This is a genomic window from Glycomyces artemisiae (genome assembly GCF_003002955.1).
In the GTDB taxonomy this organism is placed as follows: Bacteria; Actinomycetota; Actinomycetes; order Mycobacteriales; family Micromonosporaceae; genus Glycomyces; species Glycomyces artemisiae.
Genome location: NZ_PVTJ01000001.1, coordinates 204,596 through 230,448, shown reverse-complemented (window position 1 = coordinate 230,448; position 25,853 = coordinate 204,596). Strand labels below are relative to the sequence as shown.

Here is a 25,853-nt window from a genome sequence, read left to right as displayed (position 1 = left end):
GATCACTTCCCTTGGGACGAGCGGATGACGGGCGTGCCGAGCAGGACGGGCCGGGAGCGCTCGGTGCTCCCCGCCGGGAACTTCTGGCCGCGGACCTCTTCGAACTCGATGGAGGGGTCCGGGGTCTCGGGGGCGTTGACGAAGGACACGAACCGCTGGAGCTTCTCGGGGTCGTCGATGACGCCCTTCCACTCGTCGGCGTAGTTGGCGACGTGCTTGGCCATCATGGCGTCGAGGTCGTCGCAGATCCCGAGCCTGTCGTCGACGATGACGGAGCGGAGGTAGTCGAGGCCGCCTTCGAGCCCTTCGACCCATTTGGAGGTGCGCTGGAGGCGGTCGGCGGTGGAGATGTAGAACATGAGGAACCGGTCGATGGTGCGGACCAGGGTCTCGGAGTCCACGTCGGACAGGAGGAGGTCGGCGTGGCGGGGCGTGAAGCCGCCGTTGCCGCCGACGTAGAGGTTCCAGCCGTGCTCGGTGGCGATGACGCCGAAGTCCTTGCCGCGGGCCTCGGCGCATTCGCGGGCGCACCCGGAGACGGCGGACTTGAGCTTGTGCGGGGACCGCAGGCCCCGGTAGCGCAGTTCGAGGTCGATGGCCATCTTGACGGAGTCCTGGACGCCGTAGCGGCACCAGTCGGTGCCGACGCAGGACTTGACGGTGCGCAGGGCCTTGCCGTAGGCGTGGCCCGATTCGAAGCCGGCGTCGACGAGCTTGCGCCAGATCTTGGGGAGGTCCTCGACGCGGGCGCCGAACATGTCGATGCGCTGGCCGCCGGTGATCTTGGTGTAGAGGTCGAACTCCTTGGCGACCTGGCCGATGACGATGAGCTTGTCGGGGGTGATCTCGCCGCCGGGGATGCGCGGGACGACCGAGTAGGTGCCGTTGCGCTGCATGTTGGCGAGGAAGTGGTCGTTGGTGTCCTGGAGGGCGGCCTGCTCGCCGTCGAGGATGTGGCCGTTGGAGAGCGACGCGAGGATGGAGGCGACGGCGGGCTTGCACAGGTCGCAGCCGGAGCCGGTGCCGTGGCGGGCGATGAGCTCCGAGAACGTGGTGATGCCGGTGACCTTGACGATGTCGAACAGTTCGGCGCGGGACTGCGTGAAGTGCTCGCACACGGCCTTGGAGACCTCGACGCCGCCTTCGGCGAGGAGCTGCTTGAGCATGGGGATACAGGAGCCGCAGGAGGTCCCGGCCTTGGTGCAGGACTTGATCTCGGCGACGTCGTGGCAGCCTTCGTGGATGGCGCCCATGATCTCGCCCTTGGTGACGGCGTTGCAGGAGCAGACCTGCGCGCCGTCGGGGAGGGCGCCTTCGACCTCGCCGCCGCCGAGGAGGTCGGCGAGGGTGCCGGGGACCTTCCCGCCGACGCTGGCGCGCAGCAGCGGGTAGGGCTCGGCGTCGCCGACGAGCATGCCGCCCAGCAGGGTCTGGGCGTCGTCGGAGAGGACGAGCTTCGCGTAGGTGCCGTTCGCGGGGTCGAGGTAGGTGGTGGCGAGGGGGCCGTCGAACGCGCCGAACTGGGCGACGTCGACGCCGAGGAGCTTGAGCTTCGTCGACATGTCGGCGCCGGGGAACGTGGCCTCGCCGCCCGCGAGCCGGTCGGCGACCACTTCGGCCATCGCGTAGCCGGGGGCCACCAGCCCGTAGCAGACGCCTTCGACCGCGGCGACCTCGCCGATCGCGTACACGTCCGGGTCCGAGGTCCGGAGGCCCAGGTCGGTGATGATGCCGCCGCGCTCGCCGACCTCGATGCCGCATTCACGGGCGAGCTGGTCGCGGGGGCGCACGCCCGCCGCGAAGATGATGAGGTCGGTGTCGTAGGCGACGCCCTCGCGGTTGGTGTCCATGCGCAGGCGCCCGTCGACGGCCTCGATCTTCGTGCCGCCGGTGCCGCAGTCGACGCCGATCCCGAGGGATTCGATGTGCTGCTTGAGGACCCCGCCGCCGGCCTCGTCGAGCTGGCGGGCCATGAGCCACGGCGCGAACTCGACGATCTGCACTTCGAGGCCCAGGAGCTTCAGGGCGTTCGCCGCTTCGAGGCCGAGGAGGCCGCCGCCGATGACGGTGCCGTGGCGGCGCCCGTCGGCGTGGGCCTTGATCCCTTCGAGGTCCTCGATGGTGCGGTACACGAACACGCCGGGCAGGTCCGCGCCCTCGACGGGCGGCACGAACGCGTACGAGCCGGTCGCGAACACGAGCTTGTCGTACGGGTACTCGCCCGTCGCCGAACGCACCACCTTGGCGTCCCGGTCCACTTCGGTCGCGGCCTCGCCGAGGCGCACCTCCACGCCGTCGAGGTCCGATGCCAGCGAGAGCTCCTCGGCGCTGACGCCGTCGAAGAACGCCGACAGGCGGACCCGGTCGTAGGCGGGGCGGGGCTCCTCGCACAGGACCGTGACGTCCCATGACGGGTCGCGCTGGGCGACCGCTTCAAGGAACCGGCGGCCGACCATGCCGTCGCCGATGACAACGAGTTTGCTCATGCTGACACCTCATCGAGTTGTTCCGCGGCGCTTCCGATTCCAGCGACGGTGCTGTTCAGCCACTTGCAGAGTCCTGCGACGTCCTCGGTGCAGGTACCGCAGCCGGTGGACGCCTGCGTGGCGTCGGAGAGGGCCTCGGGGGTGCGCGCGCCGTCGAAGAACGCCGTGCGCAGCTCCCGTTTCGTGACGTTGTTGCAGCGACAGACCACGACCTCGTCGGGCATGGACGCCGGGGTTTCGGGGGCCACCGACACGGATTCGCCGGGGCGGCCCATGAGGAGGGTGCGGCGGTCGTGCGGCACCGGGTCGCCGGTGTCGAACAACTGGACCACCTGGCCCACCATCGGGTTGTCGCCGAGCATGACCGCGCCCGCGAGGCGGCCCTCCTCGTCGATGACCAAGCGGGCGTAAGTGCCCCGCGCGGGGTCGGCGAACGAGACGACCTCGTCGCCTTCGACCTCGCCCATCGCGGCGAGCTCGATCCCGGAGGCCTTCAGGCGGGTCACCAGGCGCGAGCCCTCGTAGGCGGCGTCGGGGTTCAGGTCGGAGAGGAGGTCGACCACGACGTCGGCCTGCTCCCAGGCCGGGCCGACGAGCCCGTAGGCGATGCCGCGGTGCTCGGCGCAGTCGCCGACCGCGAACACGTCGGGGTGGGAGGTCCGGCACTGGTCGTCGATGACGACGCCGCGCCCGGTCTCCAGGCCCATCGCCTGCGCCAGTTCGATGTTGGGGCGGATGCCGCAGGAGACGACCAGGAGCTGCCCGGTGACCGTGCGGCCGTCGGCGAGCACGAGGGTGAGGCCGTCGTCGCCGTGGACCACGCGGGTGGTCCGCGCATCGGTGATCGACGCGACGCCGACTTCGGCGTAGGAGTCGGCGAGGACCTTGGCGCCCAAGGGGTCGAGCTGGCGGTCCATGAGGTGGCCCGCCGCGTGGACCACTGTGACGTCCATGCCGCGCTTGGCGAGTCCGCGCGCGGATTCGAGGCCGAGGAGCCCGCCGCCGAGGACGACCGCGCTCGCGCGGTTCGCGGCCTCGTCGAGGATCGACCGCGCGTCCTCGATCGTGCGGAGCACATAGGCGCCGGTGGGGAGCGGGTCGAGGCCGGGGACGGGCGGGACGAACGCCTCGGCGCCCGTGGCGAGCACGAGCTTGTCGAACGCAGTCCCGTTGACGGTCTTGGCGTCGAGGTCGACGTGCTCGACGGCCTCCCCGAGGCGCAGCTCGACGTGGTCGGGCGGCACGGGCAGGGCGATCTCGGCCTCGGTCTGCTTGCCCGCGATCATGCTGGAGAGCAGGATGCGGTTGTACGCGGCCGCCGGCTCGGCGCCGAAGACGGTGACGTCGACGCCGCGGCGGCCGAGCTCGCGGGCGATGCGGGCCCCGGCCATGCCGTAGCCGACGATGGCGACCTTCACGCGCTGGACCTCCAGGTGCTGGGCTGACTGCGGACGCGGCCTCGGGGATGCGGGGCAACCCCTGCGGCCGCGCCGTCGGAGCGACGGCGCTGTCAGCCCCCGACTGGCGTCCAGGTTCGCCCGGGGCTGTTTCGCGATCGGGCGGTCAATGTTTCGCGCGTGCTAAGTAGTGCGCACGGTTCGACGTCTCGGCCTGGACGGTTCGTGCACGTCACCCGACCGGGTGTAGCGATGATCTTGCTCGGACACCTAGAGTGAAATCTGCCTTGCACGCAGGTTTCACCCAAAGGGACACGTATGTCAGACAATCACCCGTTCGTGTTGCCGACGTTCTACCTCCCGTACCCGGCCCGGCTGAATCCGCACGTCGAGGGCGCGCGCGCCCACGCGCGGACCTGGGCCAAGGAGATGGGCATGCTCGACGCCCCCGCCGAAGGGGGCGGGGTGATCTGGGACGAGGCCGAGCTCGACCGCCACGACTACGGCCTCCTCTGCGCGTACACGCACCCCGACTGCGACGCGTCCGCGCTCGACCTGGTCACCGACTGGTACGTGTGGGTGTTCTTCTTCGACGACCACTTCCTCGACGCGTTCAAGCGCACCCGCGACAAGGCCGGCGCGAAGGCGTACCTCGACCGCATCCCCCTGTTCATGCCCCTCGACCTCGGCCCGACGCCGGAGCCGGCGAACCCGGTCGAGCTGGGACTCAAGGACCTGTGGGACCGGACCGCGCCGTCGATGTCGGCCGGATGGCGCGAGCGGTTCCTCGTGTCCACGGTGAACCTCCTGTTCGAGTCGCTGTGGGAGCTCGACAACATCACCTCCGACCGCGTCGCGAACCCGATCGAGTACATCGAGATGCGCCGCAAGGTCGGCGGGGCGCCGTGGTCGGCGGGCATCGTCGAGTACGCCGTCGGCGCCGAAGTCCCCGACAAGGTCGCGGCCTCGCGGCCGCTGAAGGTCCTGCGCGACACGTTCTCCGACGCCGTGCACCTGCGCAACGACCTGTTCTCGTACGAGCGGGAAGTGACGAGCGAGGGCGAGAACGCGAACGCGGTCCTCGTCTTCGAGCGGTTCCTGGGCCTGGACACGCAGCCCGCCGCCGAGCTCGTCAACGACGTGCTCACCTCGCGGCTCCACCAGTTCGAGAACACCGCGCTCACCGAGATCCCGGTGCTGTGCGCCTCCGAAGGGGTCACGCCGCCCGAGCAGCTCGCGATCGCCCTGTACGCCAAGGGGCTCCAGGACTGGCAGGCGGGCGGCCACGAGTGGCACATGCGCTCCAGCCGCTACATGAACGACGCCGCGCAGCGGGTGCTGAGCGGCCCCAACGGGATCGGCACGTCCCAGGCGCGCCTGGCCGCCTCGGGCCTGAAGCAGCACGCGCGCATCCCGTTCCGGAAGGTCGGCCCGACCGCGCTGCCGGAGTTCCACCAGCCGTTCCCGCTGCGGCTCAACCCGAACCTCGACGCCGCCCGCGTGCACGCCGTCGAATGGGCCGCCGCCATGGGGTTCCTCGCGCCGGACCCGGCCCTGCCGGGCTCGGGCCTGTGGAACCGGCGGCAGTTCCTCGGCTTCGACTTCGCGCTGTGCTCGGCCGGGATCGACCCCGACGGCACCGCCGAGGAGCTCGACGCCTCCGCCGACTGGCTCGCGTGGGGCACCTACGGCGACGACTACTACCCGGCCGCGTTCGGGCGCGGCCGCGACCTGAGCGCCGCCGTCGCCCAGCACCGCAGGCTCCTGGCGCTCATGCCCGTCGACCTCGGCGCGGCCCCCGCCCCCGCGAACCCCCTGGAGAAGGGCCTCGACGACCTGTGGCGGCGCACCGCGCCCGCGTTCGACGAGCGCGGCCGGGCCGAGTTCCGCACCGCCGTGGAGAAGATGCTCGAAGGCTGGCTGTGGGAGCTGCACTCCGAGGGGCAGAACCGCGTGCCCGACCCCGTCGACTACGTGGAGATGCGCCGCGACTCGTTCGGCTCGGACCTGACGATGTCCCTCGCGCGCCTGCGCGCCGGGCGGCAGGTCCCCGACGCGGTGTGGACCTCGCGGCCGATCCAGTGGATGGAGGCGTGCGCCATGGACGCGGTGTGCCTGCTCAACGACGTGTGCTCGTACCACAAGGAGGTCGAGTACGAAGGGCAGCTCGCCAACGGCGTCATCGTCATCGAGGAGTACCTCGGGGTCGGGCGCGAGGAGGCGGTGCGGATCGCCGCGGCCCTCGCCGACGCCCGCATCGAGCAGTTCCGGATGGTCGAGGAGAACGACCTGCCGGGCCTCGCCGAGGAGCACGGGCTGGACGGGGACGCGCAGGCCGCATTGACGTCCTATGTGGACGATTTGAAGAACTGGATCGCCGCGATCCACAAGTGGCACCTCGACGGGACCGACCGGTACGACGAGGCGGCCCTGCGGCGCCTCGGCGACGCCGCGCCGGGCTCGACCGCCGCCCACGGCGTCGGCCGGTTCCTGGAGGCGGGCGGGCCCGACGAGGCCCCGGTTCCGGCGCAGTACCGGGTCCCGGGGCCGCCGTCGTGGCGCGACTACCTGCCCGCGCGGCCCGAGAACGCCGCCCCGGCGCCCATCGCGGCGACGAACGCGAGCACCACGGCCGCCATGCGCTTCTTAAGGACCGCGGAGTCGTCGTCCTCGTCCGCCTGGACCGGGGCCGCCGCCTCTTCGACCGCCAGCGCCTCGGGCAGCGGCCCGGGGTCAGGGAGCGCCGCAGGGGGCTCGCTCTCGGGCGCATCGCTCTCAGGGGGCTCCTCACTGGACGGTACCGGCGGCGCCGGGGCCTCGGACGCGGAAGGGGACGGCGATGGCCCGGGAGACGCGGGCGCCGAAGGCTCGGGGGCCCCAGGCGAAGGCGTCGGGCTCGACGGCGACTCGGCGGGGCTGGACGGCTCCGGCTCCTCTGTCTCGCAGGGCGGGTGCGGGGGATGAGGCGGGTGCGGGGGATGCGGTCCGGGGAAGGTCGGATACGGGGGGTACTCGGGGTAGCTCCAGCACGGGAACTCGGGGTACGTCGGGTAGCCCGGGTACGTCGGGTGCTCGGGGTGCCCGGCCTCCTCCGCTTCCGAAGGCGTCCAACCGTAGTCGAGGGCCAGCGCGACCCCGGAGAAGCCCATGAGCGCGACGGCCGCGATGACCAAGGCCACTAGGCGCCGCACGTATCCCACCTCAGACTTTTGCGTTGTTCATCACTGTTCATGCCTTTTATTTTGCTTTACGAAGTTTGGTGAGGTCAATGCCCATCTGGCTCCAGGGACTCCTGTTCACCCTTACGGTCGTCGCCGCGGCGTGCGTCGTCATCGCGCTGCTCCAGCGGTTCGCGCCGCCCACGAACCGGGCCCACAACAACGAGCTCGGGACGACGATCTTCGAGCTACTGACGGTCCTGTACGCGATCGTGCTCGCGTTCGTCCTCATCACGGCGTGGGAGAACAAGGAGGAGGCCGGGCAGGTGACGTACATGGAGGCCAACGAGCTGGTCGACGTGTACTGGTCGGCGGCCGCGCTCGAACCGGAGCAGCGGGACCTGGTGCGCGAGGCCGTGCGGGCCTACACGGACGAGGTGATCGAGCAGGAGTGGCCCGCGATGCGGGACCGGGAGCCGGTGTCCTCCGAGGGGCTGATGCTGCTCGATGCGATGCGGGCACCGGTGGCGGGGGCGCAGACCGACGACGACGTGGTGCAGGCGCGGCTGACGGACGCCGAGGACGGGGTCCTGGCGATCACCGGGTACCGCACGGACCGGCTGCTCCAGGCCGAGCGGGGCCTGAGCGCGGCGATGTGGACGGTGCTGGTGCCGGGCGCGATCCTGGTGTTCGCGGTGATGCTGACGCTGGGCACGCCGACGCGGAAGTACCAGTACGTGCTCGTCGGGCTGATCTCGGGGATGGTGGCGCTCATGCTGTTCGCCACCTATCAGCTGGAGTACCCGTTCAGCCGCAGCGGGGCCACTGATCCGGTGGCGTACCAGACGGCCCAGGAGCGCTTCGATTACATCGATGCGAACTATGCTCCAGATCAACTCTTTTGAGTGATTTTATTGGGGTTTACGCCCCAGTAGCCAATATGATGCTAGTCGAGCCTTGACCGCCTCAAAGTGAGGAAGTGTTCGCATGACCGACGCCGTCGTCAGCAACCCGGCAGTCCCCCAGCAGACCTCCAACGGACAGCACCCCCAGACCAGCCTCAGCACCGCCGCCGCCCGCAACCTCGCCACCACCACCAAGTCCGTCCCGCAGATGCAGGAGATCACCTCCAGGTGGCTCCTGCGCGTGCTGCCGTGGGTGCAGACCCAGGGCGGGGCCTACCGCGTCAACCGGCGCCTGACGCACGTCGTCGGCGACGGCCGGGTCGAGTTCACGACCGAGGGGGACGCCGTCCGGGTGATCCCCACCGAGCTCGGCGAGATCGCGCAGCTGCGCGGCATCGACGACGAGGAGGTGCTCGCGGCGCTCGCGGACCGGTTCGAGCAGCGCGAGATCCGCTCCGGCGAGCACCTCGCGCAGCAGGGCGCCCCTGTGGACGGCCTGCACTTGGTCGCGCACGGGCGCGTCGAGCAGTTCGGCGAGGGCAAGTTCGGCGACCGGTTCTCCCTCGGGGTCCTCGTCGACGGCGACCACTTCGGCGAGGAGCTGCTCACCGAGTCCGGGCCGGTGTGGGGCCACGACGTCATCGCGGCGACCCCGGTGACGGTGCTGACGCTCCCGACCGCCGCGGTCGCGGAGCTCGTGGAGCGCATCCCGGCGCTCGCGGCGCACCTGGAGCGGTACCGGGCCGGGCGGTCCGCGAAGACGAACAAGCACGGCGAGTCGGCGATCGACATCGCCGCGGGCCACACCGGCGAGCCGGACCTGCCGACGACGTTCGTGGACTACGAGCTCGCGCCGCGCGAGTACGAGTTGTCGGTGGCGCAGACCGTGCTGCGCGTCCACACGCGCGTCGCGGACCTGTACAACCAGCCGATGAACCAGATGGAGCAGCAGCTGCGGCTCACCGTCCAGGCCCTGCGCGAGCAGCAGGAGGACCAGATGGTGAACAACCGCGAGTTCGGGCTCCTGCACAACGCGGCGCTGAACCAGCGCATCCCGACCCGGTCGGGGCCGCCGACCCCCGACGACCTGGACGAGCTGATCTCGCGGCGCCGCGACACGCGGGTGATCCTGGCGCACCCGAAGGCCATCGCGGCGATCGGCCGCGAGTGCAGCAAGCGGGGCCTGTACCCGACGCCCACGGAGTACGACGGGCACCACATGCCGGCGTGGCGGGGCGTCCCGATCCTGCCGTGCAACAAGATCCCGATCACCGCGGCGGGCACCACCTCGATCATGGCGATGCGCCTGGGCGAGCAGGAGCAGGGCGTGGTCGGCCTGCACCAGACGGGCCTGCCGGACGAGTACGAGCCGGGGCTGTCGGTGCGGTTCATGGGCATCGACGAGAAGGCCGTCATGTCGTACCTGGTGAGCGCCTACTTCTCGGCGGCCGTGCTGGTGCCCGACGCGCTCGGCATCCTCGAACACGTCGAGATCGGACGCTAGTGAGCCCCGGGCGGCCGCGGAGCGCACCGCCGCGGCCGCCCGGGCCCGTACCCCGAGATTGGGAGGCCCCCGCATGACCGTCCTGACCGACCAGTACACCGCCGAGCGCGCGGCCATCGACGCGGGCCTGCGCGCCGCCGCGAGCAGGCTCCCCGCCCCGGCCGCGCGGATCGCGGCCTACCACTTCGGATGGACCGACGAGGCCGGGAACCCGGTCGAGGCGAACTCCGGGAAGGCCCTGCGGCCGCTGCTGACGCTGCTGGCCGCGAAGACCGTCTCCGGCCAGTGGCACACCGCCGTCCCGGCCGCAGTCGCGGTCGAGATGGTCCACAACTTCTCCCTCATCCACGACGACATCATCGATCGCGACGGCCTGCGGCGGCACCGACCGACCGCGTGGAAGGTCTTCGGGGTCAACGACGCGATCCTCGTCGGCGACGCCCTGCACGCGCTCGCGTTCGAGGTGATCGCCGAGGCGGGCGGCGACCGGGCGCGCGCGGGCGCGGGGCTGCTCGCGCAGACCGTGCGGGCGCTCATCGAGGGGCAGCTCGCCGACACGCGGTTCGAGGGCCGCGAGCACGTGGACCTCGCCGAGTGCGTGGCGATGAGCGAGGCGAAGACCGCGTCGCTCATGGGCTGCGCGACGGCGCTCGGCGCGCTGTTCGGCGGCGGCACGCCGGAGCAGGTGGAGGCGCTGCGGGACTTCGGGTCCCGGCTCGGGCTCGCGTTCCAGCACGTCGACGACCTGCTGGGGATCTGGGGCGACCCGGCCGTCACCGGCAAGGCCGTCTACTCGGACCTGCGCAACCGCAAGAAGTCGCTGCCGGTGACCGCCGCGCTCGGGTCGGGCCACGCCGACGCGCCCGAACTGGCTGCCCTGTACCGGGCCGCGGCCCCGCTCGACGAGGACGGGCTGCGGCGCGCGGCCGAGCTCGTCGAGTCGTGCGGGGGCCGCATCGCGAGCCAGCGCGCCGCCGAGTCGCTGACAGCGGCGGCGGCCGACGGGCTGGCGGACCGGCGGCTGCACGGCGGGGCGGTCGAGGAGCTGACGAGCCTGGCCGCGAGCACCGTCGGCAGGGTGTGGTGACCGCGGTCCGCCGGGTCCTGCTGCCGTCGCCGCGGTCGTTCTGCGCGGGCGTGGAGCGCGCGATCGAGATCGTGGAGCGGCTGCTGGAGCAGCACGGGCCGCCGGTGTACGTGCGCAACCAGATCGTCCACAACGCGCAGGTCGTCGCGGGCCTGGAGGCCCGCGGCGCGGTGTTCGTGTCCGAACTGGACGAGGTCCCGGCGGGGGCGCTGGTCGTGTTCTCCGCGCACGGGGTGGCCCCGGCGGTGGAGGCGGAGGCGGCGCGGCGGGGCCTGGACGCGGTCGACGCGACGTGCCCGCTGGTCGCGAAGGTCCACGCGGAGGCGAAGCGGGCCGCGGACGCGGGCGACACGGTCGTCCTCATCGGGCACGACGGCCACGAGGAGGTGGTCGGCACGATGGGGGTCGCGCCGGCGCAGACGGTCCTGGTGGAGACCGCCGCGGACGTGGCGGCGCTGCGCGTGGCGGACGAGCGGCGGGTCACGTACCTGTCCCAGACGACGCTCGCGGTGACGGAGGTCGAGGCCATCGCGGCGGCCCTGCGCGACCGGTTCCCGCACATCAGGGGGCAAGGGGCCGAGGACATCTGCTACGCCACGAGCAACCGGCAGGCCGCGGTCGCGGCGATCGTGGACGAGGCGGACCTGGTGCTCGTGGTCGGGTCGGCGAACTCGTCGAACTCGAACCGGCTCGTGGAGCTGGCGCGGACCGCGGGCGTGGCCTCGTACCTGGTCGAGACGGCCGCAGCGGTCGACCCGGCGTGGCTCGACGGCGCGGCGACGGTGGCGGTGACCGCGGGCGCCTCGGCGCCGCCGCGGCTCGTCGACGAGGTCGTGGCGATGATCGCGGGGCTCGGCCCGGTCGAGGTGGTCGAGCGGGCCGTGGCCGAGGAGACCCAGGAGTTCCTCCTCCCCCAGCGGCTCCGGGGGACGTGAGGCAGCCCGGCCGCGCGCACCCGCGCGGCCGGGCCTTTCTGGTTCCCCTTGCGGGCCTTACGGGTTGTGGAATTCGACTTCTGGCCATTCGGCGCTGGGGCCGTCGAGGACCGGTTCGTCCTCGCAGCGCAGGTGCGCGTCGAGGAAGGCCGTGACGTAGGTCCGCGCGATGTCGCTGGAGCGGAAGCCGTCGGTGGCGTCCTCGTTCAGGCCGGCCTGCTCGGCGAGCGGGGCGAGGTCGGTCATGGCGCTGTGGCCGGTGCCGTCGACGGTGATCCACCGCTTCCAGCCGCGGAGCTTCTTCCAGGCCTTGTCCCAGGAGTCGTCTTCGCCGGGCTGCCCGTGGGCTTCCGCGCCGACCATGAGGAACGGCTCGCGCACGGGCTTGGGGTCGAGCGCGAAGAAGGTGCCGTCGAGATTGAACCCGGCGTCGAAGCGCTCGTAGTCGGCGAGCGTGCGGTGCGCGGACGCGCCGCCGATCGAGTGGCCGCCGACCGCGATCCGGTCGAAGTCGATGCGGTCCGCGCCGTCCCAGGCGCCCGCTTCGAGCTCCTCGACGACGAAGTCGAGGTCCGCGGCCCGGTTCGGGACGAGGGTGTCGCCGTCGATGTCGTCTTCGCAGGTGATGCACTCGGTGGTGCGGTCGGGGAACGAGATCGGGGCCTCGTAGTTGTGGCCGACCGCGGCCACGGCGTACCCCTGGCTCGCGAGTTCCTCGGCGAGGCCGGTGAGGGTGGCGCGCGGGAACGAGAACCCGGGCGACAGGACCACGAGCGGCAGGGAGCCGTCGTCGGCGAGCGGCTCGGCGCCGGGCACCGAGTTGGTCTGCACTTGGGCGAGGAGGTCGGCGGGGATGCCCAGTTGGGCGCCGAACAGGGCCGACTCCTCGGCGGTCATGTACGGGGCGGTGGGACCGTCGTCGGCGGTCGGGTACCACATGGTGACCATGAGTTCGCGGCGCTCGGCCGGGACCCAGACGTCGGCGCGGTCCTCGTCGACGAGGTGGATCGCGGTGGTGCCGGTGGCGTACGCGCCGGTCGGCTCGGGGATCGCGAGCGGCGTCGGCGCCTCGGGCCCCTGGGCGGCCGCGGGGACGGCCCCGAGGCCCAGTGCGGCCGCGGCGGCCGCCGCGACGAGGACGGTCCGTCTCGTGCTGCGTTGCAAGATGCGTCCAATCGGGAGTGGGTGGCGCGGGCCCGGTCGGGCCCGCATCACCAACTCTGACCGCCGGAGCGGCTGCCGCCCTGGGCAATTCGTCCGGACCGTCTCCTTCTTTCGACCGATATTCCCGGCCCTTCAACCCTGACGAAGGTCAGGGGTTCGGGGCGAGGGCGATCTTGACGGCGCAGACCTTGAACTCGGGCATGCGGCTGATCGGGTCGAGGACGTCGGAGACGGCGGCGTTCGCGTTGGCGGCGCCGGGGAAGTGGAAGGGGCTGAACACGGTGTCGGGGCGGATGTCGGCGCTGAGGCGGGCCGCGGCGGTGTAGGAGCCGCGCCGGGAGGTGACGCGCACCAGGTCGCCGTCGCCGATGCCGTGCCGCACGGCGGTGTCGGGGTGGATCTGGAGGAACTGCTCGCCGTCGAGGGAGCCGATGAGCCGGGTCTGGGCGCCCGACTGGTACTGGGTGAGGATGCGGCCGGTGGTCAGGTACAGCGGGTAGACGCTGTCGCGGCGCTCGGCGGGGTGGCGGTGGTCGACGGCGGTGAACCGGGCCCGGCCGTCCGGGGTGAAGAACGTCAGGTCAGTGAACATGCGCGGCGTGCCGTCGTGGTCGAGGGCCGGGACGGGCCACTGGAACGACTGGGTCTCCATGCGCCCGTAGGTGATCCCCGAGTAGTCGGCCTTGCCGCCCGCGGAGGCGCGGCCGAGTTCCTCGAAGATCGCCTCCGGGTCGGTCGAGTAGGTGCCGGGCGCATCGAGGCGCGCGGCCAGCTCCTGCATGATCCACAGGTCGGAGCGGACCTCGGCGGGGGCGGGGCGCAGGGACCTGCGGCGGATGACGCGCCCTTCGAGGTTCGTCATCGTGCCGTCCTCCTCGGCCCACTGCGTCACGGGCAGGACCACCTCGGCGAGCCGCGCGGTCTCGGACATGACGAAGTCGAGCGACACGAGGCAGTCGAGGTCCTTGAGCCGGTCGGCGACCCGTGCGGCCCGCGGCGCCGACACGACCGGGTTGGAGCCGAGCACGAACAGCATCCGCACCTCCTCGCCGCACTTGCGCAGCAGCTCCACGGCCGACACGCCGGGCCCGGGGAGCGTCTCGGGGTCGACGCCCCACACGCCCGCGACGTGCTCGCGCGCCGCCGGGTCGGTGATCATCCGGTACCCGGGGAGCTGGTCGGCCTTCTGGCCGTGCTCGCGCCCGCCCTGCCCGTTCCCCTGGCCCGTCAGGCACCCGTAGCCCGAGGACGGGCGCCCCGGAAGCCCCAGGGCCAGCGCGAGGTTGATCCACGCGGTGACGGTGTCGACGCCTTTCGCGTGCTGCTCGGAGCCGCGGGCGGTGAGGATCGCGGTCCGCTTGCCCGCCATGAGCCTCGCGGCCGCGTACAGGTCGGGGACGGAGACGCCGGTGGTCCGCTCGACGAACGCGGGCCAGTACCCGGCGGCGGTCTGGCGGACCTCGTCGAAGCCGGACGTGTGGTCGGCGATGTAGGCCCGGTCGAGGAAGCCCTGCTCGATCGCGATGTGCAGCAGGCCGTTCGCGAGCGCGAGGTCGGTGCCGGGGGCGGGCTGGAGGTGGAGCTGCGCGGCCTCGGCGGTGGCGGTGCGCCGCGGGTCCACGACGATGAGCTCCGCGTTCTGGAGGAACCGCATGAACGGCGGCATGGTCTCGGCCGGGTTCGCGCCCACGAGCACCACGACCTCGGCTTCTTTCAAGTCCTCGGCGGGGAAGGGGAGGCCGCGGTCGACGCCGAACGCGCGGTTGAGGGCCGCGGCGGCCGACGACATGCAGAACCGGCCGTTGTAGTCGATGTGCTTGGTGCCCAACGCGAGCCGGGCCCACTTGCCGAGCTGGTAGACCTTCTCGTTGGTGAGCCCGCCGCCGCCGAAGACGCCGACGGCGTCCTTCCCGTGCTCGGCCTGGACGGCCCGGATGCGGTCGGCGACGTGGTCGAGGGCCTCGTCCCAGGAGACCGGCTTCCCGCGCAGGAGCGGTGTCGTGATCCGGTCGGGGTGGTCGAGCAGCTCGGGCGAGGTCCACCCCTTCTTGCACATGCCGCCGCCGCGGGGCGCGGCCGTGACCGTGCCGTCGGCGTCCTCTTCGAGCCGCATGCCGCACTGGAGCGCGCAGTACGGGCAGTGCGTGTCGGCGCTGCGGAGGACGGGGAGGCGGGTGCGAGCGGTCATGAGGGCGAGTGTGCCCAGAGGCGGTTACGCGTTCACGTGAGTGATGTTTCAGGAATGCTAAGTGGCCCGCAATCGCCCGGAGGCGGCGATTGCGGGCCGTGCGCGAGAGGGTCAGACCTTGGCGTACGCGAGGCTCGGGGCCTTCGCGACGAGGACGGTGCGCTGGTAGCACCACCAGTTGAGGACCAGGAAGAACGCGTAGGCGCCGACGAACGCCCACATCGCGGGGACCACGGACCCGGTGGTCTCGTTGGCGATGCGGAAGCCCTGGTTGATGAGGAACCCGCCGAACGCGCCGATCGCGGAGATCCAGCCGAGGGCCGCGGCGGTGATCTTCTTCGCCTGGAGCACGTCGGCCTCGCCGGCCTTGCCCCCGGCCGCGGCGGCGGCCTCGGCCTGGAAGATCGCCGGGATCGACCGGTACGTGGAGCCGTTCGCGACGCCGCTCATGACGAACAGGAGCATGAACGAGGCGAAGAACAGCGGGAACGACGCCGAGTTGATGCCCCAGATCGCGCCCATCGCGCCGACCGCCATGAGCGCGAACGCGCCGGAGGTGATCGGGGCGCCCGCGAGGCGGTCGGCGAACCAGCCGCCGATGGGGCGGGCGAGGGAGCCGACGAGCGGGCCGAGCGCGGCGATCCACAGGGCGTTGAACTCCGGGAACGCGAGCTTGATGACCAGCGGGAACGCGAACGAGTAGCCGATGAACGACCCGAACGTGCCGATGTAGAGGACGCTCATGATCCACGTGTGGCTGCGGGCCAGCGCCGGGACCTGCTCGCGCAGCGGCGTGCGGGCCACCGCGAGGTTGTCCATCGCGCGCCAGGCCATGATCGCGGCGAACACGGCCAGGACCAGCCACAGCAGCGGCACGTTGTGCAGGTAGAACGCCTGCCCGGTGTCGGTGGTGCCCTGCGAGGAGCCGAGGACGGCCGCGCCGATCACGAGCGGCCCGAAGAACTGCACGGCCGCGACGCCGATGTTCCCGCCCGCGGCGTTGACGCCGAGCGCGGAGCCGCGGTGGCGCTCCGGGTAGAAGTAGGAGATGTTCGCCATGGACGACGCGAAGTTCCCGCCGCCGAACCCGGCGGTCACGCCCGCGACGACGAACAGCCAGTAGGGCGTGCCGGGCGTCATGACGCAGTACGCGAGGAGCGCGGTCGGGACCACGAGCAGCGCCGCGGAGATGATCGTCCAGTTCCGGCCGCCGAACAGGGCCACGGCGGCGGTGTAGGGGATGCGCAGGAACGCGCCGACGAGGTTCGGGACCGCGGTGAGCCAGAACAGCTGGCTGACGGAGAACTCGTAGCCCGAGGCCGCCAGGTACGGGGTGATGATGCTGAACATCGTCCACACCGAGAAGCCGAGGTGCTCGGCGAGCACCGACCACACCAGGTTGCGCCGGGCGGTCTTGCGGCCGGTCGACTGCCAGAAGCCCTCGTCGTCCGGGCGCCAGTCGCTGATCCAGCCTTTGCGGGGGGCGGCCGTGCCGGCCGGGGGCGTCAGTGTCGAAGTCATGGCCCCACCCTCTGCGGACGGCGTTGCCTGGACGTGCGCCCGTCGTACCGGGCCCGTGAAGTTCACCTCACGGTCCTGTTACGGAGGGTGTGAATGCGAGGAAGGCGCGCACGCCGGGCGCCTCGGCGCTGTCGCACCCGTGCGGCACTGTTGAGCCGGGGGACCCTGCGAACGCCCGTTTTGCCCGGGAACCGCCGTTCACCTTCACTCCCGCCCGGCCGAGAACCCCGTCACACCGGCCGATCCTCTAGATTCGCCTCATGGACGCCGCCATCGAGGTCGCCGACCTCCGCAAGACCTACCGCGGCCGCCGGACCGGCGAGGTCCGCGCGGTCGACGGCGTGAGCTTCCGCGTCGAGCGCGGCGAGTTCTTCGGCATCCTCGGCCCCAACGGGGCCGGGAAGACCACCACCCTGGAGATCGTCGAGGGCCTGCGCAAGCCCGACTCCGGGGACGTGCGCCTCCTCGGCCGCTCGCCGTGGCCCCACTCCCCCGAGCTGACCCGCCGCCTCGGCGTGCAGCTCCAGGCGTCCGCGTTCTTCGAGTTCCTCACCGTCGCCGAGCAGATCGGCACCTTCGCCGAGCTGTACGGCGCCGCGAAGGCCCGCGCCGCCGAGATGCTCGACCTCGTCGGCCTCGCCGAGCACGCGAACATGCGCTGCGAGAAGCTCTCGGGCGGCCAGCAGCAGCGCCTCTCCATCGCGTGCGCGCTCGTCGGCGACCCCGAGCTGGTGTTCCTCGACGAGCCCACCGCCGCCCTCGACCCGCAGGCCCGCCGCAACCTCTGGGACCTCATGCGCGCCATCAACGACGAGGGCCGGACCGTGGTCCTCACCACGCACTACATGGAGGAGGCCGAGGCGCTCTGCGACCGGGTCGCCATCATGGACGCCGGGCGCATCAAGGCCGTCGACTCCCCCGCCGGGTTCGTGCGGAAACTCGACGCGCCGACGCGCGTCACCGTCGCGGCCGGGCAGCTCGACGACGCCCGCATCGCCGAGCTCGCGCTCGACGGCACCGCGAGCACCGCCGACGGGACGGTCGTGTTCGAGACCCGCGACCCGCGCAAGCTCTTGACCGCGCTGGCCTCCGACGGGGCCCTGGAGGGCCTCGCGGTGCGCACGGCGAACCTCGAAGACGTGTTCCTGCACGTCACCGGACGGGAGTGGCGCGGATGAGCGCGGTGACCGAGCAGCGCACCGAGACGAGCCGCGACGTGCCCGCGGGCACGCGGGGCCGGGCGTTCCTGAGCCTGTTCAAGGCCCTGGGCCGCGGGTGGATCCGCGACCGCAGCCAGATCTTCTTCACGATCCTCCTGCCGCTCATGTTCATGGTGCTGCTCGCGAGCGTCTTCGGCTCCGGCGACACGGCGGCCTCCCGGATCGTCGCCGTCGGCGACGTCGCGGTCCTCGACGGCGCCGACCCCGACGAGTTCACCGTCGAAAGCGCGTCGGACCTCGACGCGGCGCTGGCGATGCTCCGCGAGGGCGACGCTGATGCCGCGGTCGTCCAGGACGGCTCCACGGTGCGCATCTACCCGTCGGCGACGAATTCGACCTCCGGCGCGATCGCCTCGGGCCGCCTCTCCTCGCTCGTCGACGACGTCAACCTGGAGGTCCTCTCCGCGGCGGCGCCCGACGTGCCGGTGCTCGCCACCGACGTCGAGGAGGCCGACGGCGGCGCGCTCCAGCCGATCCAGTACCTCGCGCCGGGCATCCTCGCGTGGGGCGTCGCCATCTCCGGCGTGTTCGGAGCGGCCGGCACGATCGTGGACTGGAAGCGCGACAAGCTCATGCGGCGCCTGCGCCTCACCCCCGCCTCGGTGGGGACGTTCCTGGGCGCGAAGATCTCCGTGAACCTCGTGGTCGCGGTCGTGCAGACCGCGGTGTTCCTCGCGGTCGCCGCGGTCGGCTTCGGGCTGCGACTGTCGGCGTGGACGTGGTTCGCGGTGCCGCTGGTCCTGCTCGGCACGTTCGCGTTCCTCGCGATCGGCGTGGTCATCGGCGGCATCGCCCAGACCAGCCCAGCCGCCGCCGGGCTCAGCAACCTCGTGACGATGCCGATGGCGTTCGTCTCCGGCGCGTTCTACCCGCTCGCGCTCTCCCCGCAGTGGGTCCAGTGGCTCTCGTACGCCTCGCCGATGCGCTACCTCAACGAGGCGCTCCAGTCGGTCGTCGTCTACGGCGAGTCCCCCGCGGCGGTCCTCCCCCAGATCGGCTTCCTCGCGGCCTTCGCGGTCCTCGTCGCCCTCGTGTCCTGGAAGACCTTCAAATTCGACGAGCTGTGAGCGTGTTGCAAGCATGCTTGCACTTTTGCAAGCTAGCATCGACGTATGACTAACGTGCTCATCCGCTCGCTCACCGAAGCAGAGGTCGCCGAGCTCCGCGCCATGGCCGAGGCCCAGCACATGTCATTGCAAGCGTTCATGGCGGACCTGGTGCGCAAGACGATCGCGGGCAACCGCAACCGGTTGAAACTCGCCGAGATCGAAGCACGCCTGAAGACCATGCCGAGCGCGACCTTCACCGTCGAGGACGTGCTCGCCGCGAAAGACGCTCCGCGGCGCGGTGCCGAATGATCGTGGTCGACGCCAGCGCGATGGTGTTCGCGCTCGCCCATGACGACGACCTCGGCGACCAGGCCCGGAGTGCGCTCTCCATGCATCAGGAGTGGATCGCGCCGACACATCTGACCGCAGAGCTCACGCACAGCCTGCGAGGCATGGTCCTGGGCGGGAAGGTCGAGCCGGATCGCGCCGAGTGGGCGCTCCGGGAGTACTTCGACCTCGGCGTGGACCTGATCGCACCCGACTTCGACGCGGTCGACCGGGCGTGGAAACTGCGGCACAGCCTCAGCGCCTATGACGCCCTCTACGTCGCCGTCGCCGAGCGACACGGGCTTCCGCTGCTCACCGCCGACGCGCGCATGGAGGCATCTGGTGCGGCAAAGTGCGAGTTCGTCGTCGTGCGCCCGAGCCCGACGGCATGACCCGCATCAGTCTGCTTTGAGCACCGCGTCGTAGACGACCCGCTTCGGAACACCGAAGCGGGTCGCTGTTTCTTTCATGGCGGTCTTGCGGTCGGTGCCCGCCTCCTCCAGGGCGGCGACGGCCGCGGCCATGGCCTCGGGGGTGGCCTCGCTGGCGTCGGGGCCGGTCCAGCCCGATATGACGAGGGTGATCTCGCCGCGGGGCGGGTCGGATTCGGCGCCTGCCGCCAGCTCGGCGAGGGTGCCGCGGCGGATCTCCTCGTGGGTCTTGGTGAGCTCGCGGCACAGGGCCGCGGGGCGGTCGGCGCCGAAGGTTTCGGACATCGCCTGCAAGGTATCCGCTACACGGCGCGGCGATTCGAAGAAGACCATGGTGCGCTTCTCCTCGGCGAGCTCGCCGAAGAGGCGGCGCCGCTCGCCGTCCTTGCGAGGTGCGAAGCCCTCGAAGCAGAACCGGTCGCACGGCATGCCGGAGAGGGCGAGGGCAGTCGTCACGGCGCTCGCGCCGGGCGCGCACGTGACCGCGATCCCGGCGTCGATCGCGGCCCGGACCAGGCGGAAGCCGGGGTCGGAGACCGAGGGCATGCCGCCGTCGGTGATGACGGCGACCCGCTTGCCGTCGTACAATTGTTCGATAAGGGTCTCGGTTCGCCCCGCCTCGTTCGCCTCGAAATAGGACGTGACCTGAGCCCCGGTGGCCACATCCAGCTCACTGAGCAAGCGCCGCAGCCGCCGGGTATCCTCTGCGGCGATGACGTCCGCGAGGCCGAGCTCGGTCCGCAGACGAGACGAGGCGTCCTCTGGATTTCCCAGGGGCGCACCGAGAAGCACCAAAACGCCAGAAGTAGGTGTCGACACCGGGACAGTATCCCCCACCAACGGCGGCGGGGGGCCGGGCCGGTGAGCGCGCCGCGACGGGCCGCACATGCAGGATGCCGAGTCATGCTGTCGGGTACCGGACATTGCCCTTACGCGTGAGCGAACGGTAACGGATACTCGTAGTCACAACACAGGCGACATAACGCTAACCGCAAGCCCTCTGAACCAAATGGAGGCCGCCTTGTCCGTGATCCTCAGAGTAGGAGCGGGTCTCGCCGCTCTCATCATCGGCTACTACGTTCTGAGTTTCGTAGCGGACCATTGGGCATGGTTCGCTTCGGTGGCGATCCTGTTGGGGGGCACGGCGATAGCGGGATGGGTCCTGTTCCGCAGCCGCGGCCACGAGCACCGCGACCGCACGCTCACCGCCGAGCGCCACGAGCTCATGCGCAACGTCGACCGCATGAACATGCCCTCGTTCGACGCGATGGTCGGCCAGCTCCTCGTCGGCCTCGACGCCAAGCGCGTCAAGAAGTTCGGCCACCGCAAGAACGACCTCGGCTGCAACTTCGTGGTCACCTTCAACAACGGCAAGCGGATCATCGTGCGCGCCAAGAAGGACGACAAGCAGCTGCGCCGCCGCAACGGCAACCGCCACGTCCAGATCCTCGGCGGGGAGATCAAGGCCCGCTGGGACTGCGACGCCGGCGTCATCATCACCAACGCGAACCTCCACTGGATGCACCACGCCGCCCGCAACGAAGCGGTCGCGCGCCAGCTGGGCGTCCTCATCGTGGACCGCGACCGCCTCGCGGAATGGATCGACACCGGCCAGCCGCCGGTCGAGCTGCGCCCCGTGCGGGCCGCGATCCAGGCCGGGACGAGCGCCGCGCAGTGACACGGCCGCGGCCCCGGGCGAAAGCCCGGGGCCGCGTCTCCGCTTGCGCGCGTTCAGGATCACGAGGCGGCGAGCGTCGCGTTCGCGGTCGCCTCCTGGCCGTCCCGCGTGTACGTGATGGCGACCTCGGTGCCCGAGGCCGTGCCCTGCACCGCCGCGACCACCTCGGAGGCGCTGGTGACCGGGTTGCCGTCGACGGCGGTGATGATGTCGCCCTCCTGCAGGCCCGCGGACTCGGCGGGCGAGCCGCCCTCCACGGACAGGACCATCGCGCCGTTGCCGTCGGTGTCGGCCACCGAGACCCCGAGGTAGCCCTGCTCGACCGAGCCGTTCTGGATGAGCTGCTCGACCACGCTCTGGACGGTGTTCGACGGGATCGCGAAGCCGAGGCCGATCGAGCCGGAGTCGGTGGTGGCGATGGCCGTGTTGATGCCGATGAGCTCGCCGTTGCCGTTGACGAGCGCGCCGCCGGAGTTCCCGGAGTTGATGGCCGCGTCGGTCTGGATCAGGCCGGTGAGCGTCGAGCTTGACTGCTGCTGGAAGCCCTGCTGCTCCTCGCCCGCGACGGTCATCGACCGGTCGAGGGCCGAGACGATGCCGGTCGTGACGGTCCCTTCGAGGCCCAGCGGCGAGCCGAGGGCCACGGCGGCGTCGCCGACCTGGATCGAGTCGGAGTCGCCGAACGTGATCGGCGTCAGGTCGTCCACGCCCGACACCTGGATGACGGCGAGGTCCTGCGTCGTGTCGGTGGCGATGATCTGCGCGTCGGCGGTCGTGCCGTCGGAGAAGCGGACCTCCACGGTCTGCGCGCCGTCGACCACGTGGTTGTTCGTGACGATGTAGCCGTCCTTGGAATAGACCACGCCCGAGCCCTCCGCGGAGTCGGTGACGATCGTGACGACCGACGGGCTGACCTTGTTCACGATGTCGGTGTAGGTGAGGCCGTCGCCGGCGTTCATCGACACGGACTCGACCACGGTGGTGCCCGGGTTCCCGTCGTTGAGGAACCAGCCCGCGACGCCGCCGGCGCCGCCCGCGATCAGGGCCAGCGCGAGCGCCCCGGCCACGAGCTTGCCGCGGCCGCGCCGCGGCGGTGCCGCGACCGCGCCCGGACCCTGGTACATCGGCGGGACCTGCGAGGGCTGCCAGCCCGGTGCGGGCGCGTTCATGTGCGGCGCTCCGGCCGGTGCCGGGGCGGGAGCGCCCGCCGGAAGCACGCGGGTCTGCTCGGTCGCCGGCCCCTGCGGGGCGTGCTGGACGGGGGCCTGGTGCAGCGGCGGGTGGGCGGGGGCCTCCGGGTAGGAGGGCGCCGGGGCCGCGGCGGGCGGCAGGCTCGCTTCGGGAGCCGCGGGCGGCTCGGCGGGGTGCTCGACGTGCTGCTCGGCGGCGGGGTGGTCCTGGAAGCTCTCGGGGAGCGGCTGGTCCGCGGCGGCCGCGGCCTGCTCGGGGTTCGGAGCCCCTTCGGGGCCCCTGGGCTCGGTCCCCTCGGGGCCCTTGGTGCTCTCAGTGTTGCTCATGTAAGCAGCTTGCAGGGCCCAGCTCTCGGCCCGCTGCAAAAACGCCTTAAAACCCTTTAATGAACCGAGTCCGGTTCAGACGCGGGCGCACTGGTCAGACGGGTCGGGCGGGCGCGGGCAAGCGCTGCCTCGGGGACGGGTGCCTCAGAGGTTCCCAAGAATCGGCTCCGAGGACGCTAGGACTCGTCCTGCGCCTCCACCTCGGGCTCGGCCGCCAGGCGCACCGTGAACGCCGTGCCCTCGCCGGGCCGCGACGCGACCTGCACCGTGCCGCCGTGGGCCTTCACGATGGCCGCGACGATCGCCAGGCCGAGCCCTGAGCCGGGGTGGACGACCGCGTCGGAGCGGAAGAACCGCTCGAAGACCCGGTCGGCGGTCTCCTGCTCCATGCCGGGCCCGTCGTCGGCGACGGTGAGCAGCACCGTCCCGTCCTCCGAGGCGAGTTCCACGTGCACGTTCGTGCCCGCGGGCGTGTGCCGCAGCGCGTTCGACAGCAGGTTGTCGAGGACCTGCCGCATCCGGGCCCGGTCCGCCGCGACCACCGTGGCCGAGCCGGGCACGCACGTGAAGCTCAGCTCGTGGTCCTCGGCCATGACCGCGTGCGCGGTCACCGCCTCGTGCGCGAGCGGCGCCAGGTCCACCGGCTCGGTCTCCACCGGCCGCTCCTGCCCGAGCCGCGCCAGGTGCAGCAGGTCGCCCACGAGCAGGCCCATGCGCTTGGCGGCCTCCTCGATCTGGCGGATGTAGTGCTGCCGGTCGGCCTCGGGCATCTGCGGGTTCGAGCGCACCAGCTCCGCGTACCCGCGCACGCTCGTCAAGGGCGTGCGCAGCTCGTGCGAGGCGTCCGCGATGAACTCGCGCATCCGCTCCTCCGAGTCGTGCGCGCGCTGCTCGGAGTACTCGCGAGCCCGTAGGGCCCCTTCGACTTTCGTGAGCATCGAGTTGATGGCCCGGCCCACCCGGCCGACCTCGGTCGCCGGGTCGTGCTCGGGCACGCGCCGCGAGTAGTTCCCCGCGGCGATCATCGCCGCGGTGTTCTCGATCTGCCGCAGCGGCGACAGGCTCGCCCGCACCAGGCCCACGCCGATCGCCGCGAGCCCCGCGAGCACGCCCGCCCCGATGAGCAGGTCCACCCACACCAGCCCTGCGACGGTCTTGTCGAAGTGCGCGAGCTTGTACGACAGCACGTAGTACGCGTCGCCCTGGAGGTTGTGGTCCTCCGGGTCGTACTCGGGGTCGTTCGTGCCGACCATCGTGCCGGACAGGCCCAGCACCCGCCAGCGCGTGGTGCCGTCGGCCGACAGCGCCGTGAACGCCTCGCCGTCGGCGGCGACCAGGTCCTCGTAGTCGAACACCGGGTAGTCGGCGCGGTCGTTGGGCCGGTCGAAGCGGTTGCCGCCGCTGTAGAGGATCGAGAAGACGTACTGCTCGGGCCGCACGGCCGGGGTCCCGTCGTCGTCCTCCATGTCCTCGGGGTCGAACACGTCGGGGCTGAAGTTGAGCAGCTGCGCCTCCAGCTCCTCGTCCACGGTGCCCAGGAAGTACGAGTGCAGCGCCAGGATCGTGGAGACGCTGATGAGGATGAGCGACCCGGCCACGAGGACGAGCACGGCCGCGGTGAGCCGGACCCTCAGCGGGGTGCGGTCCCACTTGTCGCGGGCGCCTTCAAGGACGCGCGGAGCGCTCAACGATGCTGCTCCCGCAGGACGTAGCCGATGCCCCGGAGGGTCTGGATGAGCTTCGGCTCCCCGGTGTCGATCTTGCGCCGCAGGTACGACACGTACGACTCGACGATCCCGTCGTCCCCGCGGAAGTCGTAGCGCCACACGTGGTCGAGGATCTGCGCCTTCGACAGCACCCGCCCGGCGTTGATCATGAAGTACCGCAGGAGCTTGAACTCGGTGGGCGAGAGCTGCACGGCCTTGCCCGCGCGCCACACCTCGTGCGTCTCCTCGTCGAGTTCGAGGTCCGCGTACTGGAGGCGCGAGGGCCGCGGCAGCTCGCCGGAGGAGCGGCGCAGCACCGCGCGGATGCGGGCCACGACCTCTTCGAGCGCGAACGGCTTGGTGATGTAGTCGTCGCCGCCGACCGACAGGCCCGTGACGGTGTCGGCCGTGTCGTCGCGGGCGGTGAGGAAGAGCACCGGCGTGTGGTCGGAGCCCGAGCGCATCCGCCGCACCACCTCGAAGCCGTCGAAGTCCGGCAGGTTCACGTCGAGGACCACCAGGTCGGGACGGTGCCTCGCGATCGAGCGGAGCGCCTCGTCGCCCGAGCCCACGGCGTGGACGGCGAACCCCGCGTACCGCAGCGACGTCGCGAGCAGCTCGCAGATGTTCTCGTCGTCCTCGACGACCAGGAGGGTCGCTTCGGTCTCGGCGCTCGGCTGGCTGGTCGAAAGCGGCATGTGCCTCATCTTCGCGGTCGGGGCGGGCCGGTCGGCACGACGGGCCGGTGCTCCGCTGGTCACAGGTGGTCCTGAAGCATACGCCGGGCGCCGTGGCGTGCCAAGCGGTCGCCGCGCGGGCCCGCCGAGGTGACCGTCCGCACCCACGCGGATCACGTTCGTGTGACCTTTTTCCGAAGAGTGCGTTGCTTTGCGGTCATCCGGCGCGCGCGAGCTGTTTTCGGTCGGGGCCGTCGGATAGACTTTGTGTCCCAGCCGAGTACGGCAGGTGTGCTCGGGCCAGGATCCCAACAGGGGCGAGGATCGCAATATGACGCTGTCAATCGAGACCGCCACGACCGACACCGGTGTCGTCACCGTCGAGCTCTCCGGCGAAGTCGACTACGCCACGGCGCCCCAGATCCGGGAGACGATCACCAACGCGCTCGAAGCGGGCGGGGCGACCGCCATCCGGGTCGACGTCGCGAAGGTGACGGTCCTCGACTCCACCGGCATCGGCACCATCGTCGTGGCCTACCGCATCGCCCGCGAGATGGGCGTCGCGCTGGCCGTCGTCAACCCCAACCGCTTCATCACGCGCCTGTTCACCGTCGTCGGCGCCGAGGAGCTGCTGGAGGAGCCCACCGAGACGTTCTCCGGCAAGGAGCGCAGCGCGGCCGGCTAGACCGGCCCGCAGGCCCTCCGGAGGCCCCTCCCGGACCCGCGGCACGCCGGTGTGTCGAACCAGACTTCCACCCGTATCCACCTGCTGCGCAGCACGTTCACGGCGGTCCACGTGACCGGACCCGCAACGGCGTTACCGGTACTACAGTTCTCCCCCCTCCCGGTTACCCTTGAGTCCGGGGACTGCCGTCCCCGTCCACGCAGCGTCAAAGAAGAGGC

At 71.4% G+C, this 25,853-nt stretch carries 20 protein-coding genes; 11 read left to right on the top strand and 9 right to left on the bottom strand.

Annotated features, from left to right (window positions below; all coding sequences use genetic code 11):
• Positions 1–2: 2 nt before the first annotated feature.
• Positions 3–2,486, bottom strand: coding sequence for a nitrite reductase large subunit NirB (nirB, locus tag B0I28_RS01060; protein ID WP_106361968.1), 2,484 nt, complete (start codon positions 2,484–2,486; stop codon positions 3–5).
• Complete coding sequence (locus B0I28_RS01055; RefSeq protein WP_106361967.1) at positions 2,483–3,904, bottom strand: FAD-dependent oxidoreductase; 1,422 nt, start codon at positions 3,902–3,904, stop codon at positions 2,483–2,485. The genes nirB and B0I28_RS01055 overlap by 4 nt, the downstream gene beginning before the upstream one ends.
• Positions 3,905–4,201: 297 nt before the next feature.
• Here B0I28_RS01055 and B0I28_RS01050 point away from each other — a divergent pair, with 297 nt between their 5' ends.
• From B0I28_RS01050 to ispH, 5 genes are all read left to right on the top strand, one after another.
• Positions 4,202–6,847 carry a terpene synthase family protein gene (locus B0I28_RS01050; protein ID WP_146147931.1) on the top strand — a complete coding sequence of 882 codons (2,646 nt, stop codon included), beginning with the start codon at positions 4,202–4,204 and terminating at the stop codon, positions 6,845–6,847.
• A gap of 304 nt (positions 6,848–7,151) precedes the next feature.
• Positions 7,152–7,946 carry a bestrophin-like domain gene (locus B0I28_RS01045; RefSeq protein WP_106361965.1) on the top strand — a complete coding sequence of 265 codons (795 nt, stop codon included), beginning with the start codon at positions 7,152–7,154 and terminating at the stop codon, positions 7,944–7,946.
• An 82-nt stretch (positions 7,947–8,028) separates the two neighbouring features.
• Positions 8,029–9,450 carry a family 2B encapsulin nanocompartment shell protein gene (locus tag B0I28_RS01040; protein ID WP_106361964.1) on the top strand — a complete coding sequence of 474 codons (1,422 nt, stop codon included), beginning with the start codon at positions 8,029–8,031 and terminating at the stop codon, positions 9,448–9,450.
• 73 nt (positions 9,451–9,523) lie between these two features.
• Positions 9,524–10,537, top strand: coding sequence for a polyprenyl synthetase family protein (locus B0I28_RS27745; protein WP_106361963.1), 1,014 nt, complete (start codon positions 9,524–9,526; stop codon positions 10,535–10,537).
• Positions 10,534–11,472, top strand: a complete 939-nt coding sequence (gene ispH / locus B0I28_RS01030; RefSeq protein ID WP_181245629.1) for a 4-hydroxy-3-methylbut-2-enyl diphosphate reductase — start codon at positions 10,534–10,536, stop codon at positions 11,470–11,472. Before B0I28_RS27745 ends, ispH begins: the two co-directional genes overlap by 4 nt.
• Positions 11,473–11,529: 57 nt before the next feature.
• Here the strand turns inward: ispH and B0I28_RS01025 are convergent, their stop codons facing one another.
• From B0I28_RS01025 to B0I28_RS01015, 3 genes are all read right to left on the bottom strand, one after another.
• Positions 11,530–12,636 (bottom strand): alpha/beta hydrolase family protein, encoded by a 1,107-nt coding sequence (locus B0I28_RS01025; protein WP_181245587.1) that lies wholly within the window; start codon positions 12,634–12,636, stop codon positions 11,530–11,532.
• A 148-nt stretch (positions 12,637–12,784) separates the two neighbouring features.
• Positions 12,785–14,824, bottom strand: coding sequence for a molybdopterin oxidoreductase family protein (locus tag B0I28_RS01020; RefSeq protein ID WP_106361960.1), 2,040 nt, complete (start codon positions 14,822–14,824; stop codon positions 12,785–12,787).
• 111 nt (positions 14,825–14,935) lie between these two features.
• Positions 14,936–16,345, bottom strand: a complete 1,410-nt coding sequence (locus B0I28_RS01015) for an MFS transporter (protein ID WP_106361959.1) — start codon at positions 16,343–16,345, stop codon at positions 14,936–14,938.
• A gap of 260 nt (positions 16,346–16,605) precedes the next feature.
• Between B0I28_RS01015 and B0I28_RS01010 the strand changes: the two genes are divergently transcribed.
• The 4 genes from B0I28_RS01010 to B0I28_RS00995 are packed head-to-tail and all read left to right on the top strand — an operon-like array spanning position 16,606 to position 19,333.
• Positions 16,606–17,523, top strand: a complete 918-nt coding sequence (locus B0I28_RS01010) for an ABC transporter ATP-binding protein (protein ID WP_106361958.1) — start codon at positions 16,606–16,608, stop codon at positions 17,521–17,523.
• Positions 17,520–18,632 (top strand): ABC transporter permease, encoded by a 1,113-nt coding sequence (locus B0I28_RS01005; protein ID WP_146147929.1) that lies wholly within the window; start codon positions 17,520–17,522, stop codon positions 18,630–18,632. Before B0I28_RS01010 ends, B0I28_RS01005 begins: the two co-directional genes overlap by 4 nt.
• 45 nt (positions 18,633–18,677) lie before the next feature.
• Positions 18,678–18,923, top strand: a complete 246-nt coding sequence (locus B0I28_RS01000) for a hypothetical protein (protein ID WP_146147928.1) — start codon at positions 18,678–18,680, stop codon at positions 18,921–18,923.
• Positions 18,920–19,333, top strand: coding sequence for a type II toxin-antitoxin system VapC family toxin (locus B0I28_RS00995; RefSeq protein WP_106361955.1), 414 nt, complete (start codon positions 18,920–18,922; stop codon positions 19,331–19,333). Before B0I28_RS01000 ends, B0I28_RS00995 begins: the two co-directional genes overlap by 4 nt.
• Before the next feature lie 6 nt (positions 19,334–19,339).
• Here B0I28_RS00995 and rsmI read toward each other — a convergent pair whose 3' ends face one another.
• Complete coding sequence (gene rsmI / locus B0I28_RS00990) at positions 19,340–20,191, bottom strand: 16S rRNA (cytidine(1402)-2'-O)-methyltransferase (RefSeq protein ID WP_342761181.1); 852 nt, start codon at positions 20,189–20,191, stop codon at positions 19,340–19,342.
• Between the two features lie 301 nt (positions 20,192–20,492).
• On the opposite strand from rsmI, the gene B0I28_RS00985 reads away from it, so the two are divergent.
• Entirely contained in the window at positions 20,493–21,050 is a 558-nt protein-coding gene (locus B0I28_RS00985) for a restriction endonuclease (RefSeq protein WP_181245586.1), read from the top strand.
• A 59-nt stretch (positions 21,051–21,109) separates the two neighbouring features.
• Here the strand turns inward: B0I28_RS00985 and B0I28_RS00980 are convergent, their stop codons facing one another.
• The 3 genes from B0I28_RS00980 to B0I28_RS00970 all read right to left on the bottom strand — a co-directional run bounded on the left by B0I28_RS00980 (position 21,110) and on the right by B0I28_RS00970 (position 24,971).
• Positions 21,110–22,567, bottom strand: a complete 1,458-nt coding sequence (locus B0I28_RS00980) for a S1C family serine protease (protein WP_106361952.1) — start codon at positions 22,565–22,567, stop codon at positions 21,110–21,112.
• A gap of 176 nt (positions 22,568–22,743) precedes the next feature.
• Positions 22,744–24,255, bottom strand: coding sequence for a sensor histidine kinase (locus B0I28_RS00975; protein WP_106361951.1), 1,512 nt, complete (start codon positions 24,253–24,255; stop codon positions 22,744–22,746).
• The gene (locus tag B0I28_RS00970; RefSeq protein ID WP_106361950.1) at positions 24,252–24,971 is read right to left on the bottom strand and encodes a response regulator transcription factor; all 720 of its coding nucleotides are present in this window, start codon (positions 24,969–24,971) and stop codon (positions 24,252–24,254) included. The genes B0I28_RS00975 and B0I28_RS00970 overlap by 4 nt, the downstream gene beginning before the upstream one ends.
• Before the next feature lie 310 nt (positions 24,972–25,281).
• Here B0I28_RS00970 and B0I28_RS00965 point away from each other — a divergent pair, with 310 nt between their 5' ends.
• Positions 25,282–25,635, top strand: coding sequence for an STAS domain-containing protein (locus tag B0I28_RS00965; RefSeq protein ID WP_106361949.1), 354 nt, complete (start codon positions 25,282–25,284; stop codon positions 25,633–25,635).
• Positions 25,636–25,853 lie beyond the last annotated feature (218 nt).

Excerpts from the sequence above, each read along its gene's own strand:
- B0I28_RS00995 (WP_106361955.1), top strand. The coding sequence starts at position 18,920 with ATGATCGTGGTCGACGCCAGCGCGATGGTGTTCGCGCTCGCCCATGAC.
- B0I28_RS00980 (WP_106361952.1), bottom strand. The coding sequence starts at position 22,567 with ATGAGCAACACTGAGAGCACCAAGGGCCCCGAGGGGACCGAGCCCAGG.
- B0I28_RS01010 (WP_106361958.1), top strand. The coding sequence starts at position 16,606 with ATGGACGCCGCCATCGAGGTCGCCGACCTCCGCAAGACCTACCGCGGC.
- B0I28_RS01045 (WP_106361965.1), top strand. The coding sequence starts at position 7,152 with ATGCCCATCTGGCTCCAGGGACTCCTGTTCACCCTTACGGTCGTCGCC.
- B0I28_RS01050 (WP_146147931.1), top strand. The coding sequence starts at position 4,202 with ATGTCAGACAATCACCCGTTCGTGTTGCCGACGTTCTACCTCCCGTAC.
- B0I28_RS01020 (WP_106361960.1), bottom strand. The coding sequence starts at position 14,824 with ATGACCGCTCGCACCCGCCTCCCCGTCCTCCGCAGCGCCGACACGCAC.
- B0I28_RS01000 (WP_146147928.1), top strand. The coding sequence starts at position 18,678 with ATGACTAACGTGCTCATCCGCTCGCTCACCGAAGCAGAGGTCGCCGAG.
- B0I28_RS27745 (WP_106361963.1), top strand. The coding sequence starts at position 9,524 with ATGACCGTCCTGACCGACCAGTACACCGCCGAGCGCGCGGCCATCGAC.
- nirB (WP_106361968.1), bottom strand. The coding sequence starts at position 2,486 with ATGAGCAAACTCGTTGTCATCGGCGACGGCATGGTCGGCCGCCGGTTC.
- B0I28_RS01015 (WP_106361959.1), bottom strand. The coding sequence starts at position 16,345 with ATGACTTCGACACTGACGCCCCCGGCCGGCACGGCCGCCCCCCGCAAA.
- B0I28_RS00965 (WP_106361949.1), top strand. The coding sequence starts at position 25,282 with ATGACGCTGTCAATCGAGACCGCCACGACCGACACCGGTGTCGTCACC.
- B0I28_RS00970 (WP_106361950.1), bottom strand. The coding sequence starts at position 24,971 with ATGCCGCTTTCGACCAGCCAGCCGAGCGCCGAGACCGAAGCGACCCTC.
- B0I28_RS01005 (WP_146147929.1), top strand. The coding sequence starts at position 17,520 with ATGAGCGCGGTGACCGAGCAGCGCACCGAGACGAGCCGCGACGTGCCC.
- B0I28_RS01040 (WP_106361964.1), top strand. The coding sequence starts at position 8,029 with ATGACCGACGCCGTCGTCAGCAACCCGGCAGTCCCCCAGCAGACCTCC.